At 33.7% G+C, this 24184-nt stretch carries 23 protein-coding genes; 8 read left to right on the top strand and 15 right to left on the bottom strand.

The window, feature by feature from the left end; all coding sequences use genetic code 11:
- Positions 1-186: 186 nt before the first annotated feature.
- The 4 genes from ACMT7R_RS06740 to ACMT7R_RS06725 all read left to right on the top strand — a co-directional run bounded on the left by ACMT7R_RS06740 (position 187) and on the right by ACMT7R_RS06725 (position 4454).
- Complete coding sequence (locus ACMT7R_RS06740) at positions 187-798, top strand: cysteine hydrolase family protein (RefSeq protein WP_415310854.1); 612 nt, start codon at positions 187-189, stop codon at positions 796-798.
- Between the two features lie 261 nt (positions 799-1059).
- Entirely contained in the window at positions 1060-2034 is a 975-nt protein-coding gene (locus tag ACMT7R_RS06735) for a glycosidase (RefSeq protein ID WP_415310853.1), read from the top strand.
- Between the two features lie 369 nt (positions 2035-2403).
- Positions 2404-2892, top strand: a complete 489-nt coding sequence (locus tag ACMT7R_RS06730) for a universal stress protein (RefSeq protein WP_415310852.1) — start codon at positions 2404-2406, stop codon at positions 2890-2892.
- 227 nt (positions 2893-3119) lie between these two features.
- Positions 3120-4454, top strand: coding sequence for a glycosyltransferase family 4 protein (locus ACMT7R_RS06725; protein ID WP_415310851.1), 1335 nt, complete (start codon positions 3120-3122; stop codon positions 4452-4454).
- Between the two features lie 322 nt (positions 4455-4776).
- On the opposite strand, the gene fbp is transcribed toward ACMT7R_RS06725, so the two are convergent.
- Positions 4777-5865: a fructose-1,6-bisphosphate aldolase/phosphatase gene (fbp, locus tag ACMT7R_RS06720; protein WP_415310850.1), complete on the bottom strand. Its 1089-nt coding sequence runs from the start codon at positions 5863-5865 to the stop codon at positions 4777-4779.
- Between the two features lie 255 nt (positions 5866-6120).
- On the opposite strand from fbp, the gene hsp20 reads away from it, so the two are divergent.
- On the top strand, positions 6121-6750 hold the full coding sequence (gene hsp20, locus ACMT7R_RS06715) for an archaeal heat shock protein Hsp20 (RefSeq protein WP_415310849.1): 630 nt from the start codon (positions 6121-6123) through the stop codon (positions 6748-6750).
- Positions 6751-6799: 49 nt separating this feature from the next.
- Here the strand turns inward: hsp20 and ppsA are convergent, their stop codons facing one another.
- From ppsA to ACMT7R_RS06685, 6 genes are all read right to left on the bottom strand, one after another.
- Positions 6800-9151, bottom strand: coding sequence for a phosphoenolpyruvate synthase (gene ppsA / locus ACMT7R_RS06710; RefSeq protein WP_415310848.1), 2352 nt, complete (start codon positions 9149-9151; stop codon positions 6800-6802).
- A gap of 349 nt (positions 9152-9500) precedes the next feature.
- Positions 9501-9854: a hypothetical protein gene (locus tag ACMT7R_RS06705; protein WP_415310847.1), complete on the bottom strand. Its 354-nt coding sequence runs from the start codon at positions 9852-9854 to the stop codon at positions 9501-9503.
- 160 nt (positions 9855-10014) lie between these two features.
- A complete protein-coding gene (locus tag ACMT7R_RS06700) occupies positions 10015-10191 on the bottom strand; it encodes a hypothetical protein (protein ID WP_415310846.1) in 177 nt (58 codons plus the stop codon).
- 196 nt (positions 10192-10387) lie between these two features.
- Positions 10388-10984 (bottom strand): Hsp20/alpha crystallin family protein, encoded by a 597-nt coding sequence (locus ACMT7R_RS06695; protein WP_415310845.1) that lies wholly within the window; start codon positions 10982-10984, stop codon positions 10388-10390.
- A 73-nt stretch (positions 10985-11057) separates the two neighbouring features.
- The gene (locus tag ACMT7R_RS06690) at positions 11058-11252 is read right to left on the bottom strand and encodes a hypothetical protein (RefSeq protein ID WP_415310844.1); all 195 of its coding nucleotides are present in this window, start codon (positions 11250-11252) and stop codon (positions 11058-11060) included.
- Positions 11253-11339: 87 nt separating this feature from the next.
- Positions 11340-12230: a CBS domain-containing protein gene (locus tag ACMT7R_RS06685; protein WP_415310843.1), complete on the bottom strand. Its 891-nt coding sequence runs from the start codon at positions 12228-12230 to the stop codon at positions 11340-11342.
- Between the two features lie 94 nt (positions 12231-12324).
- Between ACMT7R_RS06685 and ACMT7R_RS06680 the strand changes: the two genes are divergently transcribed.
- Complete coding sequence (locus ACMT7R_RS06680; RefSeq protein WP_415310842.1) at positions 12325-13212, top strand: CBS domain-containing protein; 888 nt, start codon at positions 12325-12327, stop codon at positions 13210-13212.
- Positions 13213-13626: 414 nt separating this feature from the next.
- On the opposite strand, the gene ACMT7R_RS06675 is transcribed toward ACMT7R_RS06680, so the two are convergent.
- The 3 genes from ACMT7R_RS06675 to ACMT7R_RS06665 form a co-directional block, all read right to left on the bottom strand.
- Complete coding sequence (locus ACMT7R_RS06675) at positions 13627-14067, bottom strand: PPOX class F420-dependent oxidoreductase (protein WP_415310841.1); 441 nt, start codon at positions 14065-14067, stop codon at positions 13627-13629.
- 989 nt (positions 14068-15056) lie between these two features.
- Positions 15057-15563 (bottom strand): universal stress protein, encoded by a 507-nt coding sequence (locus ACMT7R_RS06670; RefSeq protein WP_415310840.1) that lies wholly within the window; start codon positions 15561-15563, stop codon positions 15057-15059.
- A 344-nt stretch (positions 15564-15907) separates the two neighbouring features.
- Positions 15908-16411: a cyclic nucleotide-binding/CBS domain-containing protein gene (locus ACMT7R_RS06665; RefSeq protein WP_415310839.1), complete on the bottom strand. Its 504-nt coding sequence runs from the start codon at positions 16409-16411 to the stop codon at positions 15908-15910.
- Between the two features lie 270 nt (positions 16412-16681).
- On the opposite strand from ACMT7R_RS06665, the gene ACMT7R_RS06660 reads away from it, so the two are divergent.
- Positions 16682-17194, top strand: a complete 513-nt coding sequence (locus ACMT7R_RS06660) for a universal stress protein (RefSeq protein ID WP_415310838.1) — start codon at positions 16682-16684, stop codon at positions 17192-17194.
- Here the strand turns inward: ACMT7R_RS06660 and ACMT7R_RS06655 are convergent.
- The 3 genes from ACMT7R_RS06655 to ACMT7R_RS06645 are packed head-to-tail and all read right to left on the bottom strand — an operon-like array spanning position 17191 to position 19337.
- The gene (locus tag ACMT7R_RS06655; RefSeq protein WP_415311650.1) at positions 17191-18057 is read right to left on the bottom strand and encodes an APC family permease; all 867 of its coding nucleotides are present in this window, start codon (positions 18055-18057) and stop codon (positions 17191-17193) included. The two genes, ACMT7R_RS06660 and ACMT7R_RS06655, sit on opposite strands and share 4 nt — an antisense overlap.
- A complete protein-coding gene (locus ACMT7R_RS06650) occupies positions 18044-18610 on the bottom strand; it encodes an APC family permease (protein WP_415310837.1) in 567 nt (188 codons plus the stop codon). The genes ACMT7R_RS06655 and ACMT7R_RS06650 overlap by 14 nt, the downstream gene beginning before the upstream one ends.
- A gap of 34 nt (positions 18611-18644) precedes the next feature.
- Positions 18645-19337, bottom strand: a complete 693-nt coding sequence (locus ACMT7R_RS06645) for a VIT1/CCC1 transporter family protein (protein WP_415310836.1) — start codon at positions 19335-19337, stop codon at positions 18645-18647.
- Between the two features lie 238 nt (positions 19338-19575).
- Between ACMT7R_RS06645 and ACMT7R_RS06640 the strand changes: the two genes are divergently transcribed.
- Positions 19576-20094 carry a universal stress protein gene (locus tag ACMT7R_RS06640; protein ID WP_415310835.1) on the top strand — a complete coding sequence of 173 codons (519 nt, stop codon included), beginning with the start codon at positions 19576-19578 and terminating at the stop codon, positions 20092-20094.
- 103 nt (positions 20095-20197) lie between these two features.
- On the opposite strand, the gene ACMT7R_RS06635 is transcribed toward ACMT7R_RS06640, so the two are convergent.
- A complete protein-coding gene (locus ACMT7R_RS06635) occupies positions 20198-21802 on the bottom strand; it encodes an acyl CoA:acetate/3-ketoacid CoA transferase (RefSeq protein ID WP_415311649.1) in 1605 nt (534 codons plus the stop codon).
- 763 nt (positions 21803-22565) lie between these two features.
- Positions 22566-24092 (bottom strand): multicopper oxidase domain-containing protein, encoded by a 1527-nt coding sequence (locus ACMT7R_RS06630; RefSeq protein WP_415310834.1) that lies wholly within the window; start codon positions 24090-24092, stop codon positions 22566-22568.
- Positions 24093-24184 lie beyond the last annotated feature (92 nt).

The raw sequence follows: 24184 nt of genomic DNA, 5'->3' as shown, positions 1-24184 counted from the left end.
CTTATTCGTTACCACCTCGCGCTTATGATCACCACATGTAAGAGTCAAATACCACATCGTTCATAAAGGATTGTAACTAATATCAAGATTTTAAAGTGTATTGTGGGAGCAAAGCCTATGATAAATTTGATTAGACAATACCTGTCAAAATGTAAAGCGTAAAATATCTGACATTTTATATAATGTATGTATATCGAGTTGACACGCTATGCAATTTTAGTAATAGATATGCAAAATGATTTTGTCAAGGGTAAGCTAAAGTGTGAAAGAGCATCAAATATAATTCAAAATATACATACCTTATTAATCGAGGCTAGAAATAATAACATTCCAGTATTTTACTGTATAGACGAGCACCTACCCATGGATAACTATGAACTTAATTTATGGGGACCTCATGCAATGAAAGGAACAGAAGGTCAGAAAATAATAGATGAACTTAAACCTATGGAGAGTGATTTTGTTATTCCAAAACGAACCTATAGTGCATTTGATGGAACTGGCCTAGATAGAGCTTTAAATGGATTATATGGAGGAAAAGGTGTTGATACCATAATAATTACTGGATTGCATACAAATATCTGTGATAGACATTCCTCATATGATGCATTTACAAGAGGCTTTAAGATAATAGTAGCCGAGGATGGAGTAGAAGCATTTACAGAAGAGGAACACCGATCAGGATTAGAATACATCAAGAGAATGTATGGCGCAGACATAAAAAAAATAGAGGAAATTGTCGAAATTTTCAAGCGGAACAGAGTAAAAATCAAAAGGAATAGTCAAAATCAAAAATAGAAATGCAATAGATAAAAGACTACTGAAATTTCTTTAGGTCTATTGATATAAATCCTGTTATCAACTACTCATTCAATCGTATGTTATAATGGTCTAAATTAAAATCCATTGGGTTTACAACAAAATAATCAATGTACAAGTACGTTACTTTAAATGGACGTCCTTACTCTCTCTCACACACATATTTATATAATTCTGCTTAATTCTAATACAAGAATCTCCTAAAATATATAATATCATTTATATGACAACATTGTAATAGTGGACGATAGCGGGATCCTCAAAAGACATCCAAATAATCCTATACTTGCTCCTAATAGAAATAATTGGTGGGAGAGTCAGGCTGTTTTTAACTGCGCCACATTCTATGATGGAAACATGGTACATATGTTATATCGAGCTATCGGCGAATACGAGAATTATGTTTCAAGAATAGGATATGCTTCCAGTCAGGATGGTTACAGCTTTAAAAGACGAAACCAAATAGCTTTCGATCCTATTTTAGACTATGAACAATTTGGCATAGAAGATCCGCGATTGTCTAAAATAGAAGACAAAACTTACATGACATATGTAGTATTATCCGAACACGTTAAGGCAGGACCCGTTGTATCGACTGCTTTAGCAGCAGTAACTAAAGATTATTCACACTTTGAGAGATTGGGCATAATTACAAGCAAAGAAATGGATAACAAAGATGTAGTTCTTTTTCCCGAGAAACTTCCTTCTAAATTAAATAAAGGAGAGAAAGCGTATTTCAGTTTGCATAGACCAAGTTCCTGGATTGGCCAAGCATACGGTGTTGATAGCCCCAGTATATGGCTTGGTGAATCCTCTCAGTTGACTATGGTAGAAGAACATACTTTACTTATGAAACCCGAGTTTCAATGGGAGCAATTAAAGATAGGTGCTGGACCTCCACCTTTAAAGACAAAATATGGATGGTTAGTAATATACCATGGAGTTAGTGCGGATAGAATATACAGTGCTGGTGCTGCAATCTTGGATTTGAATAATCCATCTAAGATGGTCTGTAGATGCAATAAGCCGATTTTGACCCCTATTACAGAATATGAAAAGACAGGAGATGTTGATAACGTAGTATTTCCCACAGGATTATGCAATATAGATGGAGAATTATTCCTTTACTATGGAGGAGCAGATAAGGTCTGTTGTCTAGCAACGGTTGAACTTGATGATCTGATACAACACATCTTTCAAAATAATGGAGTATAGTCTAAAAGTCTGATTGATAAAAGCAGATGACATGCAGCAAGAATAGTGCGTAGACATACATACATACATACACACACACATACATAGATAGATAGATAGGATCGAAAATTATCTATGAAATTCAGTTACAGTATCAAGACTAAATTCCTTCATTGTCATCGCTATCGACTGGCTTTCCTTTCCTTAAGAAAGACTATAGCTTTATCACATTTCTCAATGTATGTAGTTGTTCCATCGAGTTTTATTGAATACCGACTTTCTTAGCAAAGTATCAACAGGATATTTTACAATATGTTCTTACAATATACAACATACAACAATAATCAAAGATGTAGAATGTATATATAGAAAATTTTGATAAATAACATTATGGCTACACTCAAGCCTAGTATTTTAGTGCCATACGATGCAACTGAACTCTCTATAAAGGCACTGGATAAGGCTGTTGAAATTGCTACAAATATGGATTATACGATCCTTCTTTTATATATTATAGATGATGCCAGCTTTTGCCCTTCAAAAATGGAAAAATTTATCTCAAATCAAAAAGACTTTGAGAAAGCTAAAAAGTATTTTGTAAATTCAATTAGAGAAGGCGCGGATAAACACCTGATCCAGCTGGTCAATAAAATTAAGGAAAAAAATAAAACTAAAGAAAAGGAATCATTTGTCCGATATATTATCAGAGTAGGTCATCCTGCAGATGAAATCCTTTCAGTTTCCAAGGATCGAAATATAAATTTGATAGTAATGGGTAGCAGTGGTTCATTAAAGAAACGTCACAATAGAAGAGGGGTAGGAAGTATATCTAGATGGATCTCAGAGGTAGCGTCTTGTCCTGTCGTTTTGATGCGGTAATAAATCTCAATCCATATTATTGGTATTAATTAGTGCGCTATTGACTATTAGTCTACAGGTACATGATTCATATCAACAACAACTATAACAACATCCTTATAAAAAACGAATTTGTAGTTGTCAAGTCCTATAATTCAAATACAAATAAAAAATAGATTTTGTTTATTGGACACAAAAAGATGAATTATAAACCAATTCTTATTATATTTTTTTAAATATAAATGGTCATGAGTGCTGATTTGAAACCAAAAGTGCTAATGGTTTCTACCGAATATCCTCCAATTCCTGGCGGTGTTGGGAGATATACAAGTAATTTGGTTAAAGCACTAAAAGAAATAGGAGTTGAAGTGTATGTTTTATGTAATGAGAAGGGAAACGGAGATTTTTTTGGACTTGATCCATTAAATGAGAATAACTCACAGGTGATACTAGATGTTATCAATACATTAAGACCGGATATAGTACATATTCAATTAGAGCATGGTCTATACGGGTTTAAACAAGTATTTAAAAAGAATTCAAACAAATCTATTACGAATATAGAGGAATTTTACGAAAAATGCCCTATTCCTATAGTAACTACATTTCACTCTGCATATCCGTTTAAACAATGGTTAAAAATATCAAAGCTTTTGTATCATCAACAAAATGATATAATAGATACAGATTCTATCAATCCTTTGGATAAAATCAAAGAATATTGGATAGCTTTGTCAACTTATTTTGCATTTAATAAATCCAATAGAATCAAGATGAAAAAAAGCAGTGCCAATATTGTGTTTTCAGAATACTTGGCTCATTTAATTTCTGATGGTAATAATAGTGTGAATACCAGAAGATCAGATTTAGAAAAAAACAAATTATTTGTTATTTACCATGGCGCAGAGCCTGTCGTTTCTGTTTCTGCAGAAAAGAATTTGGCTAGAAGAAAATTTAATTTACCTATAGATAGGAAAATAGGAGTGCTTTTTGGTTTTGCAACAAATACCAAAGGTTGGGATATATTGAACAGCTTAAATATTCCTCATAATTGGACAATAGTCATTAATCAATCAAAAAACCTATATGGCTCAGGCAAGCCAACGTCGATTGGAATACTCGATAGCCCTGATCACAAGGATACTAACAATAAGGATCAGAAGATCATCAATCTGAATCAGGGTTTTTTGACTGACAGTGATCTCTCTACTCTACTTTATTCTTGTGATATTGTAATCCTTCCATACACCGTAACTTCAGGTTCAGGAGTTCTTTTTGATGCCCTAGCCCATGGTCTACCGTTTATTTCTAGCAATCTGGGTTTTTTCAAGGAGTTTGAGGAGAAGGGCCTTGGCATAACAGTAAAAAGAAAATCAGGTGAATTTGAGCGTGCGCTTGAGAAACTGGAAGCGAATTACTCTGATTACGTTCAAAAAGTTAAAGAGTTTAAACCGGAATTAAAGTGGACTAATATTGCAAGTCAACATTTAGAAATATATATCAAATCGATATCTGAAAGAAAAAAAGTACAAGCAGATGATAATTTCTTTTACCTTATTTTCCCAATAAGTAACCATGATTAGATAAAATAAAGTACACAGCAAACAAGATATGTATAATTAATTAATTTTATAAAATTCTGACATAAAAAGTTCGGTTCTCTATTTAGAAAGATTAATCACGTTCAACATCCACTTATTTCAACTTTGGGCGAATTTATTAATTGGTCTCTACTTGCAGAAACACAATCTGGCTTTTTGGTGTGGTGTTGGCTTATAATATACAAACATGCGTTCGATAGTTAGAATCGTCTAAAGACCGTTAAATTGATTCTTATCTATTATATTTTCTAATTAAGAAATGATCTGTTTAATAATCAACTAGAAAATAAAGCGGCAAGTCTGATTATCGAAACTTTTCATCAAGTTTTTTCATTCTTGCCTCATAGCCTTTGTTGTATTCCAATTCGTCCGGAACCAAAGTTGCGGGATGAACAAATCCTTGGCTTCTTATTATCATTGCTCGCTCAGCGGCCCATAATCTTTGCAGGTCCCAGTCAACTGTTCCAAATCCGTCATGGGGTCCTACTAATTTGCCATTGTGCATACTAAATACAAGACACGAAACAATTGGAATAGCATAGTTGATACTGGCCGGAGAATTCAACTTTACGGGCATAAGAGGCATATGATGACTACCCCTAGTATTACCTGCAACGTAGTGTGGATTATTAAACGCACTCCCTGCTTCCTCAGTGGCTGGAAAGTTTTTTTGAGTTCTTACTATAGAGATTGGGTCATCCTTTCCTACATATGTTCCTGCAATATTGTGCAGTCGGTCAGTCGATGCGGATAAGATTTGCTCAGCGTGATCAGAAGAAAATACTGATGAAACAACATACCGCCCAGGATACATCAACGCTGCTTCTAATTCGGGCTTGTCATTCCATAATTTTAATTCAGCAGTTTTTCCTGTAATTACATCCATGACATGGAAAATAACTCCTTCAGCAAGTTTTTCATTGATTAAAATTCCCGTATTGCTTCTCGCATCCACAAACATCCTCCAAAAGGGAAAGTTAAATGCTCCGGGCTCGGTTTTGTCAGCAGCAAAAACGCAAAAGACTTCGCTTGGCCTTTCTTCCATCTCTATTTCTGCTACACCTGGTCCCATTCCCTTCACGTTACCTGAAAAGGCATCCTTCAGTAAGTCTTGACCAGCACCATATAGCCCCTGTTCTTTTGCAATTTTAGTTCCCTCTGTGAAGGCATCCCAAGCCATCTTGTGTATTTCCTTATTATTTATTCCATGAGTATGTGTCATAATTATGTGGATGTCGTCTCCAGTATAGCCGATATAGTAATCGATTAACAGACTTTGAGATTTAGAGTTTACAATTTCCTTAACCTTTTGAAGTAATTCATCACTGGGACGAGTATGACCGCCTATAGATCCAACGTCTGCCTTAATGGCCGATACCGTAATTTTAGCCATGATTAAATAAAAGAACAGTACTTGATTAAGTAATTTTTGGTTGTAAAAACCTGGTAATTTATTATTCTGTATAGTATATAACTATTCTTCTGGACCGCGGACTTAAAAAAGTGCAGATTCTCTTGAATAATATTTGAATAAAAATGTTTAGGGATTTTAAAATATGCTCTAAAGTTGTTTGATGTACATATATCGTTCCTTCTTTAAGTTCGTTAAAACAATAATCTTAAATATTAGATTAGTGCATTTGGTTAAATGAGTTTTTGGAATTCTCATAATGATGAATGGTTCAAAAGGTTTTTTGGAAAAGATAGAGGAACGAGATGGCCACGACATAATTATTTTGAAGAGATGTTAAGAGACTATGACGATTTTAGAAAAGATATGGAAAAAATGTTTCAGGAAGAGTTTAAGGGTATAGAAACCAAGGCCCCTAAAGAACTTGTGAGAGAATACACTACTCCTGAGGGAGCAAAAGTCAGAGAGGTAGGTCCCATCGTCTATGGGTATTCTATGACAATAGGCCCTGATGGCAAACCTCATGTAAAAGAGTTTGGAAATGTAAAAGCTTCTGCAATGGGGACTGCTCCGATATTGAGCCCTGAAAGAGAGCCTCTGGTTGATATTAGTACCAACGATAAAGAGGTAAAAGTTATAGTTGAAATGCCCGGTGTAAGAAAGGAAAACATAAAAGTAAATGCTTACGATTCCTCAGTTGAAATAAGTACAGATGACCCACAAAGAAAGTACCATGAAGTTATTGATTTACCGCCAGAGGCAGACATCGAAACTGCATCTTCTAGATATAATAATGGAATATTGGAAGTTGTTTTCAGTAAGAAGCAACAATCAAAACCAAAAGGCAAGGAAGTAAAAGTAGAATAAACTAACTATCTTTTATTGACCTCTATAATCTATCAAGATTTTTCTTTCTTTAGCTTTTCATCATTCTTTGTTCTTCTTCAAATACCGTTGTCCTTATTAGATCAATAGCGTCTCTGTTGCATGAAATGCTCTTTATACCATATCTGACAAGTATTTGGGCCATTTCAGATTGACTGCCGCTCTCTCCACAAATAGACGTTTCCACACCAAGGCGATTACAAACCTCAATTACCATTTTCATTGATTTCAAAACAGCCGGATGAAATACCGATGATAATCTAGATAATCTTTCGTTATTTCTATCTATGCCCAATATTAATTGGGTAAGATCATTGGTCCCAAAGCTGACAAAGGATATTCCCTCTTTACACAACTCTTCGATTATCAGAATTGCGGCAGGAGTTTCAACCATTATACCGATCTTGTTTTCCAATGTTGAAGATATTTCTCTGCAAATTTCCTTTGATTTTTGTACTTCTTCAACCGATATGACAAAAGGAAGCATCACATATAGATTTGTAAATCCCTCATCATGCAATTTCTTGATAGCATTTAATTCTGCCTTCAATAATGCCGGTTCATCTAGGCTCCTGCGTATTCCATGCCATCCAAGCATAGGATTGGATTCATGGGGTTCTTCTTCTCCACCAACAAGATTTCTAAATTCGTCTGTTCTGGCATCTAACGTTCTCACCCATACAGGCTTTGGATTGAATATTTTAGCTATTGGTCTTATTCCATCCATTAGCATTTGTATATAATCGTCTAACCGGTTATCTCTCATTAGCTTGGCAGGATGTGTACCATATTGGGCGATCATATGCTCCAATCTCAGTAAACCAACTCCTTCTACTTTTGGTTCTATTTCTTCAATATTTTTGACAAATGCAAGATTTATCTTTATTTTTGTTTTGATCGAGTCGCTTGAGCCGGAGCCTGATTCAACTCCAGAAGGTTTCTGATACTCAGAGATAGATGTATCACTACTTAAATCAACTACACCATCATATACTATTCCATTGAATGCATCAACCGTAATTACCTGATTGTCTTGCAGTATGATGGTTGCATTTTGTGCACCAACAATTGCGGGGATTCCCATTTCTCTTGAGACTATAGCTGCATGACATGTTCTGCCACCAAGATCGGTAATAATTGCAGATGATTTATTCATACTTGGAACCAAATCAGGAGATGTCATGGCTGTTACAATGATGTCGCCCTTTTCTATGTTTTTGATACTGTCCTTAGTTTTTATGATTTTTACTTTGCCTACCGCAGTTCCAGGAGAGGCTCCAATTCCTTTTATTAATTGGTTTTTATCAATAATGTCAATTTTGTTTTTGTTATCGGCTTTTGTAGTAATGGGGCGGCTTTGCACAAAGAATATATTTTCAGATTTATCTATTGCAAATTCAATATCCTGTGGTTGATCATCATAGTATTTTTCAATCATTAATCCATATGACGCTAACTTTAGAATTTGTTCCTTCGTCAATACTTGGGCATTTATCTTGTCTGGTGGTGAATCGTATGTGATTGTAGTCTTTGAAGTAGTATCAAATGCAATTATCTTTGTTTTTTGTGCGATTTTGATATCTGTAATTGCATTATCAATTATAGCTTTTTCTTTTATTTTTTGTTTGCTTACATGATATGAATCAGGCGATATTTCTCCTCCTACAATGCTTTCTCCAAGTCCCCAAGTAGCTTCAATTAATATTGTATTTTCACCTGTTGTGGGATCGACTGTAAACATGATGCCTGATTTGTCAGATTCAATCATTTTTTGAACTATTACTGCGATACTGACCTTTGATATTTTATTTTTGAAACGGTAGAATATAGCACGGGGCTCATACAGCGAAGCCCAGCATTTTCTTATAGATTCCATAAGTTCCAGTTCGTTTTTCACATTAAGAAATGAGGATTGTTGTCCAGCAAATGATGCATTGGGTAAATCTTCTGCAGTAGCTGAACTCCTGATTGCAACTAGTGGCAATAAATCTTCTTCTGCTGCAGCAGCAGTGCCAGCAGCAGAAGAAGAAGCAGAAGCAGTGTTGCTGTCTATCACCTCTCCGGCTCTTTTGGTAATTAACTTTTGATAATTTTCGATAATTTTTCTTTCAATTTCCGAAGGTACTTTACTTGAAAGTATGATTTTCTTTATTTTACTAGATGATTCTGTTAATGATAAAGAATCATCTACATCTGTCTGGAGTATAATTTGCTCTATCTGATCTTTAATATCGTTGTCTTCTATAAACTGCTTAAATGAAGATGTTGTAACCACAAATCCTGGAGGCACAGGGATGCCTGATTTTATCAATTCACCAAGGTTTGCACCCTTTCCTCCTACCTGATCTATTTGCCCCCTACCAACTTCATTGATCGAGACCACATAATCATACATATTACTATGCCAGATAGATTCGCTAAAAAATTTTTAGCAAAGAATAATAATCAAGAGATTCGGATAAATATTTTCTTACGACACGTAATGTTCTCGGATGATATGGGAAGGTCAGAAGGAGGAATGAATACCTTGTGACTATCATTTTCCTATACAACCGATTGCACAAATTTACTATAGTTTAGTAAAGATAAGATCAATCATCATATCCTTGCAAATCATAAATGCCATCTATATGCCATCTATATGCCTGATATAAAGGAATTCATCAAAAAAAGTCAGGCTTTTTTGTGAATAACCTTAATTATCCTAAAATACTGCTGTCCCCAAAAACGTTTTAATCTAAATTTTCTTTAAACTTTTGTTTCAAGTGCAAAATTATTTCATAAGACACAAATTTTTCTACAAATTCTCCACCTCTCTGTATCTTTCTTACACTTGAATCATAATTCGAATGTGTATCGTATAGAAATTGCGCCAGTGTGAGCCCACTAATGCCCTCTGGATCAAATACTATGCTATCAGGATACGTATCGTTGATCATTTTCATAACACTTTCATAATTACAGGGATTGTCAATACCCCTGTATACATTGTCAGGCATCCAAGTAACATCAAAATATTGTACCTCACTACCTTTGTCGAGAATACCGCATCTAATCCTCAGCTCTCCATCGTACATGATTTTCATTAGTCCATTCAAATATAATCATTTTTCGTTTTTCTACTATCAGTTTAATTTTGAAAAACTTTAGACATTAAACTACTAATATGTAAAACCCCTTAATAGCGACCATTATAGGCTGTATTCATTTCAACAAAATACATGACAACTCACTCTTGCAAAATTTCTATTTGTTATTATTATTATTATTATTATTATTTGTCTTGTCTTTCTCTTCTATTTCTTTTTTTATCGCTTTTAGTATTTTCTTGTCCTCTTCCTCGGGATTATCTTCGGATTTGCCCACCACATTTGATTCTTCATATGCGAATTCATTTTCTCCACTGTTGTCAATAGATGACATGCTGTTAGTATTTTTAGATACTAAATGTACTTTATGTCTCTATCTATATTTTATCGCTCAATTTATTAATATAATAATAAGCAATCATGTGAGATAATAAAATACTTTCAGTAGTATTTTAAAAAACTGGATGTATATTTGAAATTAAATTGCTAAAATATAGAAAAAAATTAAATGTCTCTTTTTACTCCTCTTCCTAACTTACGTTAACCTTGAATTCCTCATTGCCCTCTGGTTTGGTTTGGTTTTTCTTTGGTACATTGATTTCTAATACCCCATCATTAACTTTTGCATCAATTTTTGATGGGACAATTTCCTGAGTAAAAGGTATTTGTCTATGGAATGACTTGTAAGATCTCTCACTGTAGACATATTTTTTGCCCTTCTCTTTGGTTTTTTCTGTTTGTGATCCTGAAACAGTAACAGAATACTTTGTTGCTTTCACATCTATTTTTTCCTTATTTATCCCCGGTACTTCTAAATTTATTTCATATCTGTCTCCTCTGTCTATAACGTCACATAATGGTAGCCTGGTATCCGCAATTTTATCAAAGAATTCAAAAGGTGTTATTCCTCTCATTGAAGCCATTGAAGATGGCCATGCTTGTTCCATAACGTTTTGCATGTTTTGCATGTTTTGTCTAAAAGCCTCAAAGAAATCATCAAAATAGTTTGGATACGATATACCTGATTCGCTTTTTATGTTATTAGTTTGATTCTTGACCTCAATACTTTCTTTACTAGCTGTACTCTTTGAATCATTTTTGGATGATTCAGATGTCGATGATGACATACCATCTTTTAGATGAAGATATTTATATAAATTTCATATCGCATATTATGGCCAAAATTATGAGCCTGATTTGTCATGTGATTATGAAGTTTGTATCTATGATTCTTCTTTTTTCTTGTTCCCATTGAATAAACTTGTTTGGACGGCGATGATATGAAGTTGATATTTTGTCTAGCTGGAGTATAAACTTTGATTTTAAATTGCATTTGAATGTGAATTTGATAGTTCTTTCATCATGACCATCTGTTAATCGACTAATTTTATCCATCTGTATAGGATCTTTATTTATCCGATCCAGTGGATTAATTTCCTATTTTCTTGCATAATAGAGAAAATCTATGATTATGATTATAATTTATTGATCTTTATTTTTTCCCAAATCTACTATTGCCTTTATTATATCAGTTTTTGTTATTATTCCAACTAATTCTTGTAAATTGTTTACCACTGGAATTCCACTAATTTGATTTCCAATCATCATTTTGGCTGCGTCTCTTATACTTCCTTCCTGATCAATGAGTATTGGATTGGGTGTCATTATATCCTCTACTGCAAAGGGTACTCTTGTTTTAGAAGACGAAAAGCCATTTTCAAATTCTTTTGGTCCGTCTTTGTTACTGTAATTTAATACTCCAAAATAGCTTCCTTTGGGCATCGTATCTCTTGTAGTTATTATGCCTACAGGTTTATTTTCTCTAATTACGATTACACGAGATATATTATATCGAGTCAACAACTCTGGTATTATATTTATATTGTCTTGAGGTCTTACAGTAATCACTTTTTGAGTCATATATTCACGAACAGCAACACTGCCGAGATCGTGACTTGCAACTAGTGCTATCAAATCTGTCTTTGTAATTATCTTGTTTACTTTATCTTCTTCATCTACAAGCAATAGAGAGCTAATATTTTTATCTAGCATGAGCTTTGCACAAATACCTAGCGAAAAATTCTTGTTTACAACATATAATTCGGTCTTATTTTGAAGCAATTCCTCTAATGTAATCTCTCCTAATTTCCGTTTATCAAATCCATACATAGAGAAGAATCTTGAAATATCCTTTTCGGTAACAATTCCAATTACTTTTTTATCAACAGGTGATGAAACAACGACTCTTTTTATGTTATATTTAAGCATTAAATTCCTTGCATCAAGAAATGTCTTATCCGATTCCAAAGATACAATCGGTTTGGCAACATGAAGTGCATTCAGAACAAAGCTGTTATTAGTGTTTTGTGACATATGGAAAAAAAGATGATAATCTAGGATAATAAGGCTTTTTATCCCTACGGATCTTGATCTATATTTTTATAGCCAAAGATACTCAGATATTTAAATGCCACTTGACGAGAATGAAAAGATAATTCTCAAGGCTGGGGATATTAGCAGACCTTTGATTTCAATCGATCAGCAAAAAACACTATTAGATCTACGAGATATTATTTTAAAGTACAATATCAGAAGAATCGGGATATCAAGTAATGAGAAAATTATTGGTATCGTTACCGAGAAAGATTTGTTTAATTTTTTATATATGAATTCATCTGACAGAAGATCACTGGATGAAATACCAGTCATGGATTTACTGAAGAAACCTAATGAGCTGATTTTGGTTGATAAAGATGCTTCGATTCAATTTTGTGCCAAATCTATGCTTAATAATAAAATCAGCTCTCTACTCGTAACTAGCGATGAGGACCAAATAAAAGATATAATAACAAAGACCGATTTAGTTGAGATTTTTGCGTATCATTATTCTGGATTCTTTTCTGTTAAAGAGTGTATGACAAAAAAAGTGGTTACTGCAGCTCCAGATGACAATATCAATTTAGTATACGGTCTTATGCACTCGCATAAGATATCAAGAGTAGTGATCGCTAAAGATGACTTTCCTGTAGGGATTATTACACCAAAGGATTTTTTTCCTGCAAGCATATTTTATGGCATAAATTTTGCATCCAATAAGTTTCCGTCCCCAAATTCACATATGAATGAAGATGAAAAATCTAAATTTAAAATATCGGACATAAAGTCGTTTTTAATGTCTAGCGATATAATGACTGCTAGACCTCTATTGATGATGGATGAAGACGATGATGTGGCAGAAGCTGCAAGAATAATGATAAGACATAGAATAAGTGGTCTACCTGTAATCAATAGTGAAATGGCCCTTACAGGAATTGTGACTAAAACAGATATTATAAAAACCATAATACGAATTTAATAGATATGGTCCTCGTCCTTTATAGATAAATTCCACTCTGGACCGATTATATTTTTTATAATTCGGTCTAATTATCCTGAAAAATAACGCCTTATTCTTTATAAAAAGAAGTGAGTTGTAAAAAAGGGGGTTTTTTGACAATTATCATGATATCTAGTTTATTTTTCCGAATCTTCAGATGTCTCTGGAAGTATGTCTTTTATCGAATCGCTAGAAATTTTTTTTCTTGGCTTCCTTGATAATTTCTTTGGTCTGAAAACAGCACCCATGATTATATTTGTAATATAAAATATTAAACCTTATTCTTATTATGTAATAGTTGAAAAAAAATCAAAGTTGAAAAAAAATCAATACCATGTTTATCACTTTCCTGATACCAGAAAGGACAAGAGATTATTATCATAATTTTTTCCACTATATACTTGCAGTCGATTTCTTTACATTAAATTTACCTTGTACAAAAACGGGTTCATCAATTCCCCAGCTCCACTTCTTTGTGGGTCTTATTCTAATATATCGCGATTGAGGATGATCGGTATTTGACATGTAACCCCCTTGACGATCAACTGTATCTGCTATTCCATAGATTCTGATGCCACGTGGATCCCAGGGATTTATGGTCTTTAAATCATCTATAACTAGAGCTACTTTGTTATTTACTAAAACGTTCTTGTACTTTGTAGATTCTAAAATATTCATGCCGCCAACATAAAAATATTCTCCATCAAAATCAAAACCTACGGGAGCAACGTCTGGTTGACAACTTTCAATATCTGAAGGGGAAAACGAACAGGAAGTGGCTATTCTTGCAAGCCTTTGTGACTTGATATACTCTATTTCTTTTTCCGTGAACAAATAATACCTGATTATAGGTGATCAGCGTTACATTTAAAACTACTCTTAGAAATCACTGGCTGTTGTACCCTGATCTCAGGTTACTATAGAATAATACTTTTTAATTAATATGGTGTTTAGTTAATTAAACCCAAAAATTCGATTACTCGGTAATTCTTGTAAGTGAAAAGGTCTTAAACATTCTCACGCACGCATAAAGCATATATAAACTCTATATAGCTGTATTGACATTTCTCTACTTGCGTAAAGGATCTTTTCTCTAACTCGTTTAATTTGCTATGAATTGGCTAATCTTGTGCAATAAAATCATTTGTTAATCTATTTTTCAAACCAACTCAGCCAACACATCCCTATAACCAGTAACCAATGAGTAATAACATTGATATAGTTCCGGTAGGATTTATCACTACGTTATTATCATAATAATAATTTATCAAATCTTTGATATGAATGAATTATGATAAAGGTAATCTTTATTCAGGAAAAGTTTAATTAAATATTTATTTAAATCAATTCTATTGTTTGAGTCGAAATGGGTTGTAAGGGAGTATGCCTAAGGTTCAAAGCGAAAAGAAATTCTGATAGTCCATCCAGATATCGAGAAGGACAGAAAAGATGTACTGTTTGTGAGATATTCATTAATTGGAATAATGATATCTATTGCCCTTGTTGTAACTATAAACTAAGAACAAGATCTTTTCGTGGTTGGGAAATGCGTAAGAAATATCGAGAACAGACCATAAAGAGATACTAAATAGTATTATTTAGTTTTGAAGAATAGATGTTATTTAGTGGCCACAAAAAGTCCAGGACACATATTAGATATATAGATAAAATAAATATGCTATAGCTGAACTTGTATCCGATATAACTAAAATTCCAACCCGAACGAAGATTCGACCTTCGTACTAAATGAAGAGGGGACATACTAAACTTGTTGGATTAATCCTTTGCTTGATGATGTGAATCTCTAGAATATGAATAAGGTATTACCTTATTATTACAATGGGGCATCTTACATTTTCGGATACTTTTCTAGATACACTTCCCAATCCTTTAATTTTAGCAAATCCATGCAATCCATTGCTTCCGATAATTATCATGTCTATCATGTTATCTTTGGCGTATTCCACAATCTTGATAGCAGGATCACCATACATAACAGATGATTCAATACTAACTCCCTCAATTAATTTATATTTTAGTTTTTTTTCATTAATCTCTTCCTCCATCAAAGTTTTAATTTCCTGATAAATATCTTCAATACAGTTATCTAATGATGGGTTTTTCTTCTCACATCCTGTGATCATTTTGTCCAAAACAGCCTTTGTTAGAGGTAGTTCTTGGATTACATGAAGTATCACTATCTTTATGTTTTTTTCATTCGGATTACCTTTGGAGAGGGACTTTGCCAAAAATACCGCATAATCTAAAGCATTTTCAGAAAACTCGGAACTATCGTATGGAACTAAAACCTTTCGAACCTCCAATTTCAAAATATGAATAACACCAGATAGTAATAAATTATCTCACTTCAATATGAAAGAGCACAATACTGCAAATCATAATATTCCTTTGACAAAAATGAAGCAATGTTGTTCTTCCTCATAATTATATAAATTATGATTAGAATGACTCCTTGTGTAGCTGATTGTACTCTCTTACAATTTATCAATATGTGACTCTAATCAAAGGTATTTGTTAATATGCTAAAATAATTTACAAAGGACGAATTCATATCTACTTCGTCCTTTCATTGAAAATCATTTAAAAATTGATGGTGCTAGGAGAAGACATCAACATTTCAACTATTTTTAATATAAAACTCCTCTCCAAGAGATTATCTAACAAAATTATTAAAGAACCAAAAATGTGACATTTCATCCTTAATTCGATTCTCTGGAATCGGAAGATCACCGCTTGTTATTATGTCAGAAAGCAAATCTTTGTTTTCAACCAAATATCTAAAGATGTCTTTATCGGTTATAATTCCTGCTAGTCTATCATGATCTAGAATTATTATCCTTCTTATCTTTTTTTCATACATTAATTTCATCGCATCTAAAACTGTGGCTTGTGATGATAACGTTATCAAAGGATGGCTCATATGTTCTCTCACTGGAACTACTAACTGATGTGGCTGTAACATACCAATTGATCTGATGACATCTCTTTCTGTAATAATTCCAACTGGCTTTCGTGTTTTAAGATCTTCTACAATGACTACCGAGCCGATATTATTATTAGACATTATTCTAGATATGCCGATAATATTCGCGTCCTGTTCGGCTACTACAATATTTTTGGTCATTAAACTAGAGATTCCACTGGAATCGAGACTCATATAATTCTGATCCAATTATGTATATATAAAAATGCTTATCCATATTTTAATAGTCCTAAAATATTAATAATTAGAAACCTAGCTTTATAAACGCACAGTATAAAACAAGATCCAACAATTGTGGAACAGTTTTGATTTTCTCATAGTCTATAATTTTTTGATATTACTAATAGAGTTTAATCCACAGTATGCTCCAAAGAGTATTATTAGGTAGAAAAACAAAAGCTAATTTGAAAATAGATATAATGAACCAGCATTTACAATAAGGTAATGAAAATACTAGTTCCTGTTGATGGATCAGAGCAGTCTATCAAAGCTCTGGAGTATGCTATAAATTTACTAAAACTTACTAATCCGAAATCTAATCACTCACAAGATAAAGGTTCGGGAGAAGTAATAATCGTTAACGTATTACCGCATTTTCATATACCTTTGGGGTTTGAAAAACCCATGAAGTCGATCAAAACAGGAAATACAATTCCTTTATCTGAATACATTGCAGAAATGAACGAGATGCTAAAGACAGAGTGGGCAGAAAAGTTATCGGAAATTAAAGATAAATTTGCGGATTCTGGTGTTTTGGTTCAAACTCAATTGCTTGAAGGAAGTCACTCGAGTAGGGCAATTGCAGACAGTATTGTAGAATTTTCGACTCAAGTGCAAGCGGACCTTATTGTTGTAGGAAACGTTGGTTTAGGAGGTATTTCGAAAATTAAAGCCTTAGGAAGTGTTTCAAGGAATTTAGTGGAAACTTCACATCGTCCTGTATTAGTAGTCCATTAATAATCATTTTTTTGTGGTCTTCTTCTCCTTCGTGCATCATCAACAAGACGTCCAATTATTCTAGAAACATAAACAAAGAAAATGATGCCAATAATACAAATAACTCCATCTTGTATTATCTGGAGCTCAAACTGAAGTAATATCATGACCGACAATACTATTCCTAACCCAGACAAGATGGGAAATCTTTTAATACTTAATGGAGATGTGAATTGTCTATCGAGTCTGTTTTTTTTGTAACGCAGTCTTATTAAAGCAATATTTATGATAGTATAAAGCACGAGAACACAGAATACCGTTACTCCAGCAATGACTGACAAGGTTCCATTAAATAATATAACGATCATGATTGCGATAAGCATGACAACTAAAATAGAAAGCCATGGAGTCTTTCGTTTTGAATGTATTTTGGATAAGAAACTGGGTAGAGCTGACCTCCTATCATTTGAAATTCCATAGATCAATCTAGATCCTGAAACTAGCATCATTAATACTGTATTTGAAGTTGCAAAAAGTGCTATTACAGAAAGGATGAATGTGCCTACAGTTCCACTTGCTTTTTCAGCGGCTTTCGCTAAGGGTGCTTCTGATAGATACAGGTCATGCCAGCCAACTAGAGATATAGCGGATATCGCTATTAAAATATAGATTACAATAGTAACAATTATAGATATCATTAGGGCCTTTGGTATTGTTTTATTGGGAACTTTTGTTTCATCAGCGATATTTACTATATTTTCAAATCCCAAAAAAGCAAAAAATATCAATCCTGCTGCTGAGAATATCAATCCAAGCATCAAACCAGGATTCAGGCTTGATGGCGAATTATTATTTGGAACCTCGAAATAATCAGTGTTGTAGATCTGGCCGGATGCAAATGCATGCTATTATGATAAAGAAAAGACCAACTAACTCGACAAATGTAAAAAGTACATTGATATTTATTGACTCAGAGATACCATAAAAATTAACTATTGATAACAACACGATTAGAATTATCGCAATAATAATTTCAGGTACGTAATGAATGAAAATAGCCATATAACCTGAAAATCCAACTGCAACTGTTGCAGCAGACGATACTATTACAAAAATAACAATATAACCTACAGATAACGACAAAAATTCATTGTCAAAAGCTTCTCTTACAAACAGGTATTCTGCAGAACTTTTAGGAAATATAGACGAAAGTTCGGCATAACTTAATCCTATTATTAATGCAAGTAAACCTGCAACTATAAAAGATACCCATACTACATTTCCCGCAATTCCAGCAGCTTCACCTATAATTGAATATATTCCCGCTCCTAAGATCAACCCTATTCCAAAAATAGTTGCCTGAAATAAGCCGATCGTTCTCTTAAGGTTAGATGGAGAACTACCACCTCCCCCATCGCCACCTTCACTAGATTTCATCTTAGGTCTTGCAACTATCCAATTCTTCTCATCACTATATGTATATACTCAATAAAGTTCCCACTATATATGATACTAACGCTGCAATACCTCCTATTATCAAAGTAATAAAACCAGATCTTAAAGGCGGTTTATCGACTACTTTTCCAGAAATGATCCCTATCGAGAAGAAAGATAATGCTGTAAAAATTGAGGAGTAAGCAAATATGGTTTGAGATGACAAACCTGACGTATTGTCTATAACTAGTGCAAAAACAAATGGAAGAAGAGGTATTAAACCTACTAAATTAAATGCAACAAATGTCGTGACTGCTTTGAATACAGGATCCTCATTTTTTTTATCTGTAATACCAGTTTTCTCTCTCAACAGTATGTCTGTCCAAACTTTTCGATTGGCAATTATAACATTTGTCACTTTTTCTAGTAGTTCTTCCTTAAAACCCTTTTCTGCATAAATGTTTCTAATTTCTGATATCTTACGCTCTGGAAAATCCTGAATTTCTTTGTATTGCCTTTTTCTTTCGCGTTCTTCGTACTCTAACTTTGATCTTGTTGACAAATAATTTCCTGCTGCCATCGCAAATCCATCTGCAAACAGGTTTGCAAAACCTAATATTATAACGATGGAAGGAGATAAAGATGCTCCAACTACTCCTGCAACTACTGCAAATGTAGTAACAGCTCCATCAGTTGCACCATAAACGAAATCCTCTATAGTCCACTTCAAGAATATAGCATACTCTTAATATTATATATGAGTTAACGCGTTAGAATGAAACAAACACTTCGCTTCTTTTGTTCCTTTTTCAGTCAGTAGGAGTTAATCACTTACCTTTTGAAAACAAATCTTAAAGAAAGACCAATGAGCTACTCTTGGACAAAATTGTAATGAAATCAATTATGCTGCAGCAGCAATAATTAAAAGAACAAGCATTTAAACAACAATAGCAATCTAAATTATTACAATGAAAATTTTGACGCTTGTTGACGGATCAGAGCACTCTCTTAAGGCTCTGGATTATGCTGTAAACCTGATATCTCAGAAAACCTCAACTTCAAATCATCACGGTGATAAAATACAAACCAAACATAAAATAATAATTTTGAATATATTACAACCACTTAAATTATCAGACGAAGTCGTGCAGCATTTCAAATCCATCGGAGCTGAAAGAAAAAGTTCCTTGAAAAAATACTTGAATGATGTTAATTCTGCCATGAAAGACGCATGGATAAAAAAGCTTTCAGATCTTAAATCAAAATATGAAAAGACAGGCATTTTAGTTAGCACGAAAATAGTCACAGGAACTCATTCGAGTCTGTATGTCGCATATAGTATTGTCAAATTTGCTGAAGATGAAAAAGTGGATATGATTACTGTTGGAAGCGTTGGAACTGGAGGCATACATGCGAAAAAGTCACTTGGAAGTATATCAAGAAATGTTGCAGAAATATCTACTCGGCCCGTCTTGATAGTTCCTTAATAGTATGTTAAATCTGACAATAATAATAAAACAAAATTTTGGATTTGAATTTGGATTGATTATTAGATACTGTATGTATGTGTACTTGGATAAAGAAATTAAATCAAAAGAAATTCTTTAAATCATTTCTGATATTCATTGCAGATTTTCCAAAAAGTCGAGTATCCATTTCTTTGATTTCTGATGATATTTGGGGTTTAAAATTCATCTTAGACAATACGTCTTTTTCAATGTCGATACCAGGAGCGATTTCTTCCAATACCAATTCATTATTATTTTTATCAAGTCTAAATACTGCTCTCTCAGTTACATACATGATCTCCTGTCCACATTTAGCTGCTTGATATCCGCTAAAAGAAATTTTGTAAACATTTTCAACAAATTTGGCTATTGGACCATCATACAGAATTTTAATTCCATTATCGGTAACATTAATTTCTTTTTTTCCTCCTGTGAATGCTCCAGCAAAAAATATCTTAGAAACTCCACCTGCTATGACTGGAAATCCTCCTGCACCAAATAGACGATTAGGCAACATAGATGGATTAACATTTCCAAATTTATCAATCTGTAAAAATCCTAGTGATGCAGCATCTATTATGCCACCTTCAAAATTAGAAAACATATCAGGAATAGTAGACAATGCAAATGAACTCACGGCCAATCCAAAGTCATTTCCATATAATGCAACTCCTCCCCAAGGTCCAGATTCGATGAGTGATATGATAAGATCTGCTATATTTTCCTCATGAATGATTGATGAAATAAATGCGGGAATTCCAATCCCTAAATTTATCAAAACTCGCTCTTTTTTTTGTAGAATAAGATTGACAAACTCTAATGTTACTCTTCTAGCAATAACTTTTTCATACATTTCCATCTTATTGATATTGATAATAGTTTCCAAATTACGATTGGATGGTGAAACTATTTCACTGGACAATCGGGGGTCGTAAGCAATAGAACCGGTTTGCCAGTGATATTCAGATGGAGAAATTACAATATGATCAATTAGTGGAAATGGAATATCAACATCACGAGGATTAATTGTTCCAGACTTTGTTATCCAGCGCACCTGACAAGCGACTTTACCGCGTGTTGGTAGAGCTTTGGTTGCCTGTGCTATGCTAAGCACGGTTCCACGTATTCCCTCCTCTTTCATAGATACATTGCCCATTTCATCTGCTATTGAAGCTCGAATTAAAGCAAATTTTGGTTTCGGTGCTTTATAAAAGAGATAATCTTCTTCATCTATCTTTAGGATTTCAACTTTACAGGATGAACGAGATTTAGATAATTCATTTAAAGCTGCATCATCTGTTCTTGGATCTAGAAATGTATCTAGGCCGATCTTTGTCAAAAGTCCTGGTCTGCCAGATGCTATTTCTCTAAACCAGTATGCAGTTATACCAATGGGCCATCCATAGCATTCTATTCTATTGTCCATTACGAGCTTCTGAAACCAAGGGGAAAATCCTAAGAAAGGCATCAATGAGCCTTTCAAAAAGTCTTGATCCTTATCGCTGTATAATTGCTGGGCAACATAATCAAGTGCTCTCCCCGGTACAGCAGGTAAAGCGTCTGATATTATGAACAGATTATTTGGGTGACCAGATCTCTGATATTTACTATAAAGCCGATTGATTAAGAACTCTGGAGTAGTTGCCATATTAAAACCTGAAATTGCTATAGTGTCGTTATCCTGCACTTGATCCAAAGCGGAAATATCATCAGTCCTTGGAAACATGTTGACATGTAATCAGTGTTGCTTGTATTTCATAAGTATTACCATGAGATAATTACTCTCAGCGAATGTCTATATATATTCCAAAGTGTTACTTACAACATGTTTGTGTGCAACCATGGTTATTTAACTATCAAAATAATTGTTTTCCATTCTTTATTGGCTACTACCATGTTATTTGCATTTTCAGAATTTCATTATACTTCAGCCTTTTTATTTAATGAGACTAATCCGTAAACCGTTAAAAATGAGCATTGGATAAGCCAACGAGATGATTTGAATATAACTATAAAACTTGTGCCCAATGTCCCGGTGATCGATGAAAATACCAAAATACTATTTGATGTGAATACATCTTAACAACTCTAGGCCTTATGAAGACCTGAATACACGAGTTACCATAACCGATCATGATGGGAGGTTATTTAAATTTGAAAATAAACTCATACCTCCATTACTAATGGACAATTTTCTATAAATTACATTTTTCCTGATGATGGCGAACATAGAATAATTTTACAACTATACAAGAATACACAACTCCTTATACAGTTAGTTCATTTAATCTACTTACCCCTCATGCTGCTCTTCAATCACAAACAGACAAGATGCTAAAACCTTTTTTTCGACTTTTTCAATTCCCTTATTTAATTAAGTTATTGTAATCTTCATTTCATTGGAAAATGCCAAATTTATCTAAATTTTTAGGTTTTTACGCCTACAATGACTAGTTCACTATTACCTTTCCAATCATCCACGGGTGGTAGATACAATAATAGCTAATTACTCCTTTATCAATAAAAATGGTGGAAAAGGCATCATTATTTGCAAGTACGCCAGAATCAAATAGTCCATTACTACCTGTTGAAGGATCACCAGATGTTACCGTGTGAATGAGCTTATCATTGTTAGTCCATCGTACCTCCTGACCCTTGTGTACTTTAATAGTAGAAGGTGAGTAAAAATTATCATTATTAGGAAGGCCTGCATTGAGTGGGATGGATACATTTACAATTTTACTTATCGTGTTGCGGTTTAAGATATTATCTATATTAAAGGAGTCCTGAAATATTTCAGTTTCATTGATTTCAGTTTCAGTTCTAAAAGACATATTTGGATCTTGAAGTTCTATTTGAAGTTCATATTGACTATTAATTAATGAAACCGATTGATTAAGAGGTTTTTGAAATGAGGATTCATTGAAATCCATTGGGGAAATCTCTATCATACCTTTGCTGCCATGTTCTTGTTGCAAACCATGACTATGAAATAAATATGTACCCGGATACTTCCACTTTGCTTCGATTATAGATGCATCGCCGGGTCCTATCAAAACAGATTGTGATTCTATTGGGGTGTTCGTAAACAATCCCGACGGATAAGCTTTGAAAATTGTACCATGAAGATGGAGTGAATAAGGTAAATTAACTCCTGCATTTAAAACGTATAGTCTTACTATATCGCTTTGGTTTGCTTTAATAGGGTAGTATAGATATTGATCAGTGTAACCATTAATCAAATAATAATCTGCGAAAAACTCTAGGGGATTTTTCATGTTAAACTCGCTCATTACCAGGACAGCCTCTTTGGCCGGCGGAAAGGCAGTTGTATTTTTAGGATCTATAATTAAAGCACCATACATGCCCATTTTGATATGTTGGGAGGTTGGCACTACATGACAATAATACAATAAAGCACCCGCGGGGATGCCTGTAATGTTATACAAATAGGTTTGACCAGGCATGACCATAGGACCTACGCCGTCATTATTTTCATCATGATAACCATGAAAGTGTATAGTATGAGGAATAGGTGATTTATTAACAAATTTTACAGTGATGTTTTCGCCTTCATCCATTCTGATCGTTGGACCGGGCATGGTTCCATTGAATGTCCATGCTAGTACTCTGTTGTTTGGACCTATTTCTATGCTGATATGTTCTGCAACCAGTGTGTATATCTTGTCGGCTTGAAAATTATTATCAAGATGCTTATTATCTTCTACAATGGAAGAATTACTAGTTTGACCATAAAATTCTGGAGCTAAAGGGCTCTCTGTAACTGACAAATTTGCTGTTACATTGGTGTAAGGAGCATTACCATCGTCGTTAATAGATGATTCACTATTTAGGCCACTACCAAATGATCCGTTAGGCGCAGATCCTATATTTATTAATAGAATTACAAATCCAAATAAGTAAAAGGAGTAAACCAGCCGGTGTAAATTTATACCTGATTCGATTCTGAACAACAATTTAATCAGATTTATCATTCTAATAAATTATTCAATCAGCTTTAATCCTGCGTTAATAGATCTCTTGAGAAAAGAATTCATACAAACACTTG

The sequence above is a fragment of the Candidatus Nitrosocosmicus sp. FF01 genome (assembly GCF_047711275.1).
Classification (GTDB): Archaea; Thermoproteota; Nitrososphaeria; order Nitrososphaerales; family Nitrososphaeraceae; genus Nitrosocosmicus.
The sequence above is the reverse complement of the archived record's forward strand: the minus strand, read 5'-3'. Positions and strand labels throughout refer to the sequence as shown.

Bases quoted from the DNA above. Each gene is read 5' to 3' on its own strand.
- ACMT7R_RS06740 (WP_415310854.1), top strand. From the start codon at position 187: ATGTATATCGAGTTGACACGCTATGCAATTTTAGTAATAGATATGCAA.
- ACMT7R_RS06730 (WP_415310852.1), top strand. From the start codon at position 2,404: ATGGCTACACTCAAGCCTAGTATTTTAGTGCCATACGATGCAACTGAA.
- ACMT7R_RS06725 (WP_415310851.1), top strand. From the start codon at position 3,120: ATGAGTGCTGATTTGAAACCAAAAGTGCTAATGGTTTCTACCGAATAT.
- fbp (WP_415310850.1), bottom strand. From the start codon at position 5,865: ATGGCTAAAATTACGGTATCGGCCATTAAGGCAGACGTTGGATCTATA.
- hsp20 (WP_415310849.1), top strand. From the start codon at position 6,121: ATGAGTTTTTGGAATTCTCATAATGATGAATGGTTCAAAAGGTTTTTT.
- ACMT7R_RS06705 (WP_415310847.1), bottom strand. From the start codon at position 9,854: ATGAAAATCATGTACGATGGAGAGCTGAGGATTAGATGCGGTATTCTC.
- ACMT7R_RS06700 (WP_415310846.1), bottom strand. From the start codon at position 10,191: ATGTCATCTATTGACAACAGTGGAGAAAATGAATTCGCATATGAAGAA.
- ACMT7R_RS06695 (WP_415310845.1), bottom strand. From the start codon at position 10,984: ATGTCATCATCGACATCTGAATCATCCAAAAATGATTCAAAGAGTACA.
- ACMT7R_RS06690 (WP_415310844.1), bottom strand. From the start codon at position 11,252: ATGGATAAAATTAGTCGATTAACAGATGGTCATGATGAAAGAACTATC.
- ACMT7R_RS06685 (WP_415310843.1), bottom strand. From the start codon at position 12,230: ATGTCACAAAACACTAATAACAGCTTTGTTCTGAATGCACTTCATGTT.
- ACMT7R_RS06680 (WP_415310842.1), top strand. From the start codon at position 12,325: ATGCCACTTGACGAGAATGAAAAGATAATTCTCAAGGCTGGGGATATT.
- ACMT7R_RS06665 (WP_415310839.1), bottom strand. From the start codon at position 16,411: ATGAGTCTCGATTCCAGTGGAATCTCTAGTTTAATGACCAAAAATATT.
- ACMT7R_RS06660 (WP_415310838.1), top strand. From the start codon at position 16,682: ATGAAAATACTAGTTCCTGTTGATGGATCAGAGCAGTCTATCAAAGCT.
- ACMT7R_RS06650 (WP_415310837.1), bottom strand. From the start codon at position 18,610: ATGAAATCTAGTGAAGGTGGCGATGGGGGAGGTGGTAGTTCTCCATCT.
- ACMT7R_RS06640 (WP_415310835.1), top strand. From the start codon at position 19,576: ATGAAAATTTTGACGCTTGTTGACGGATCAGAGCACTCTCTTAAGGCT.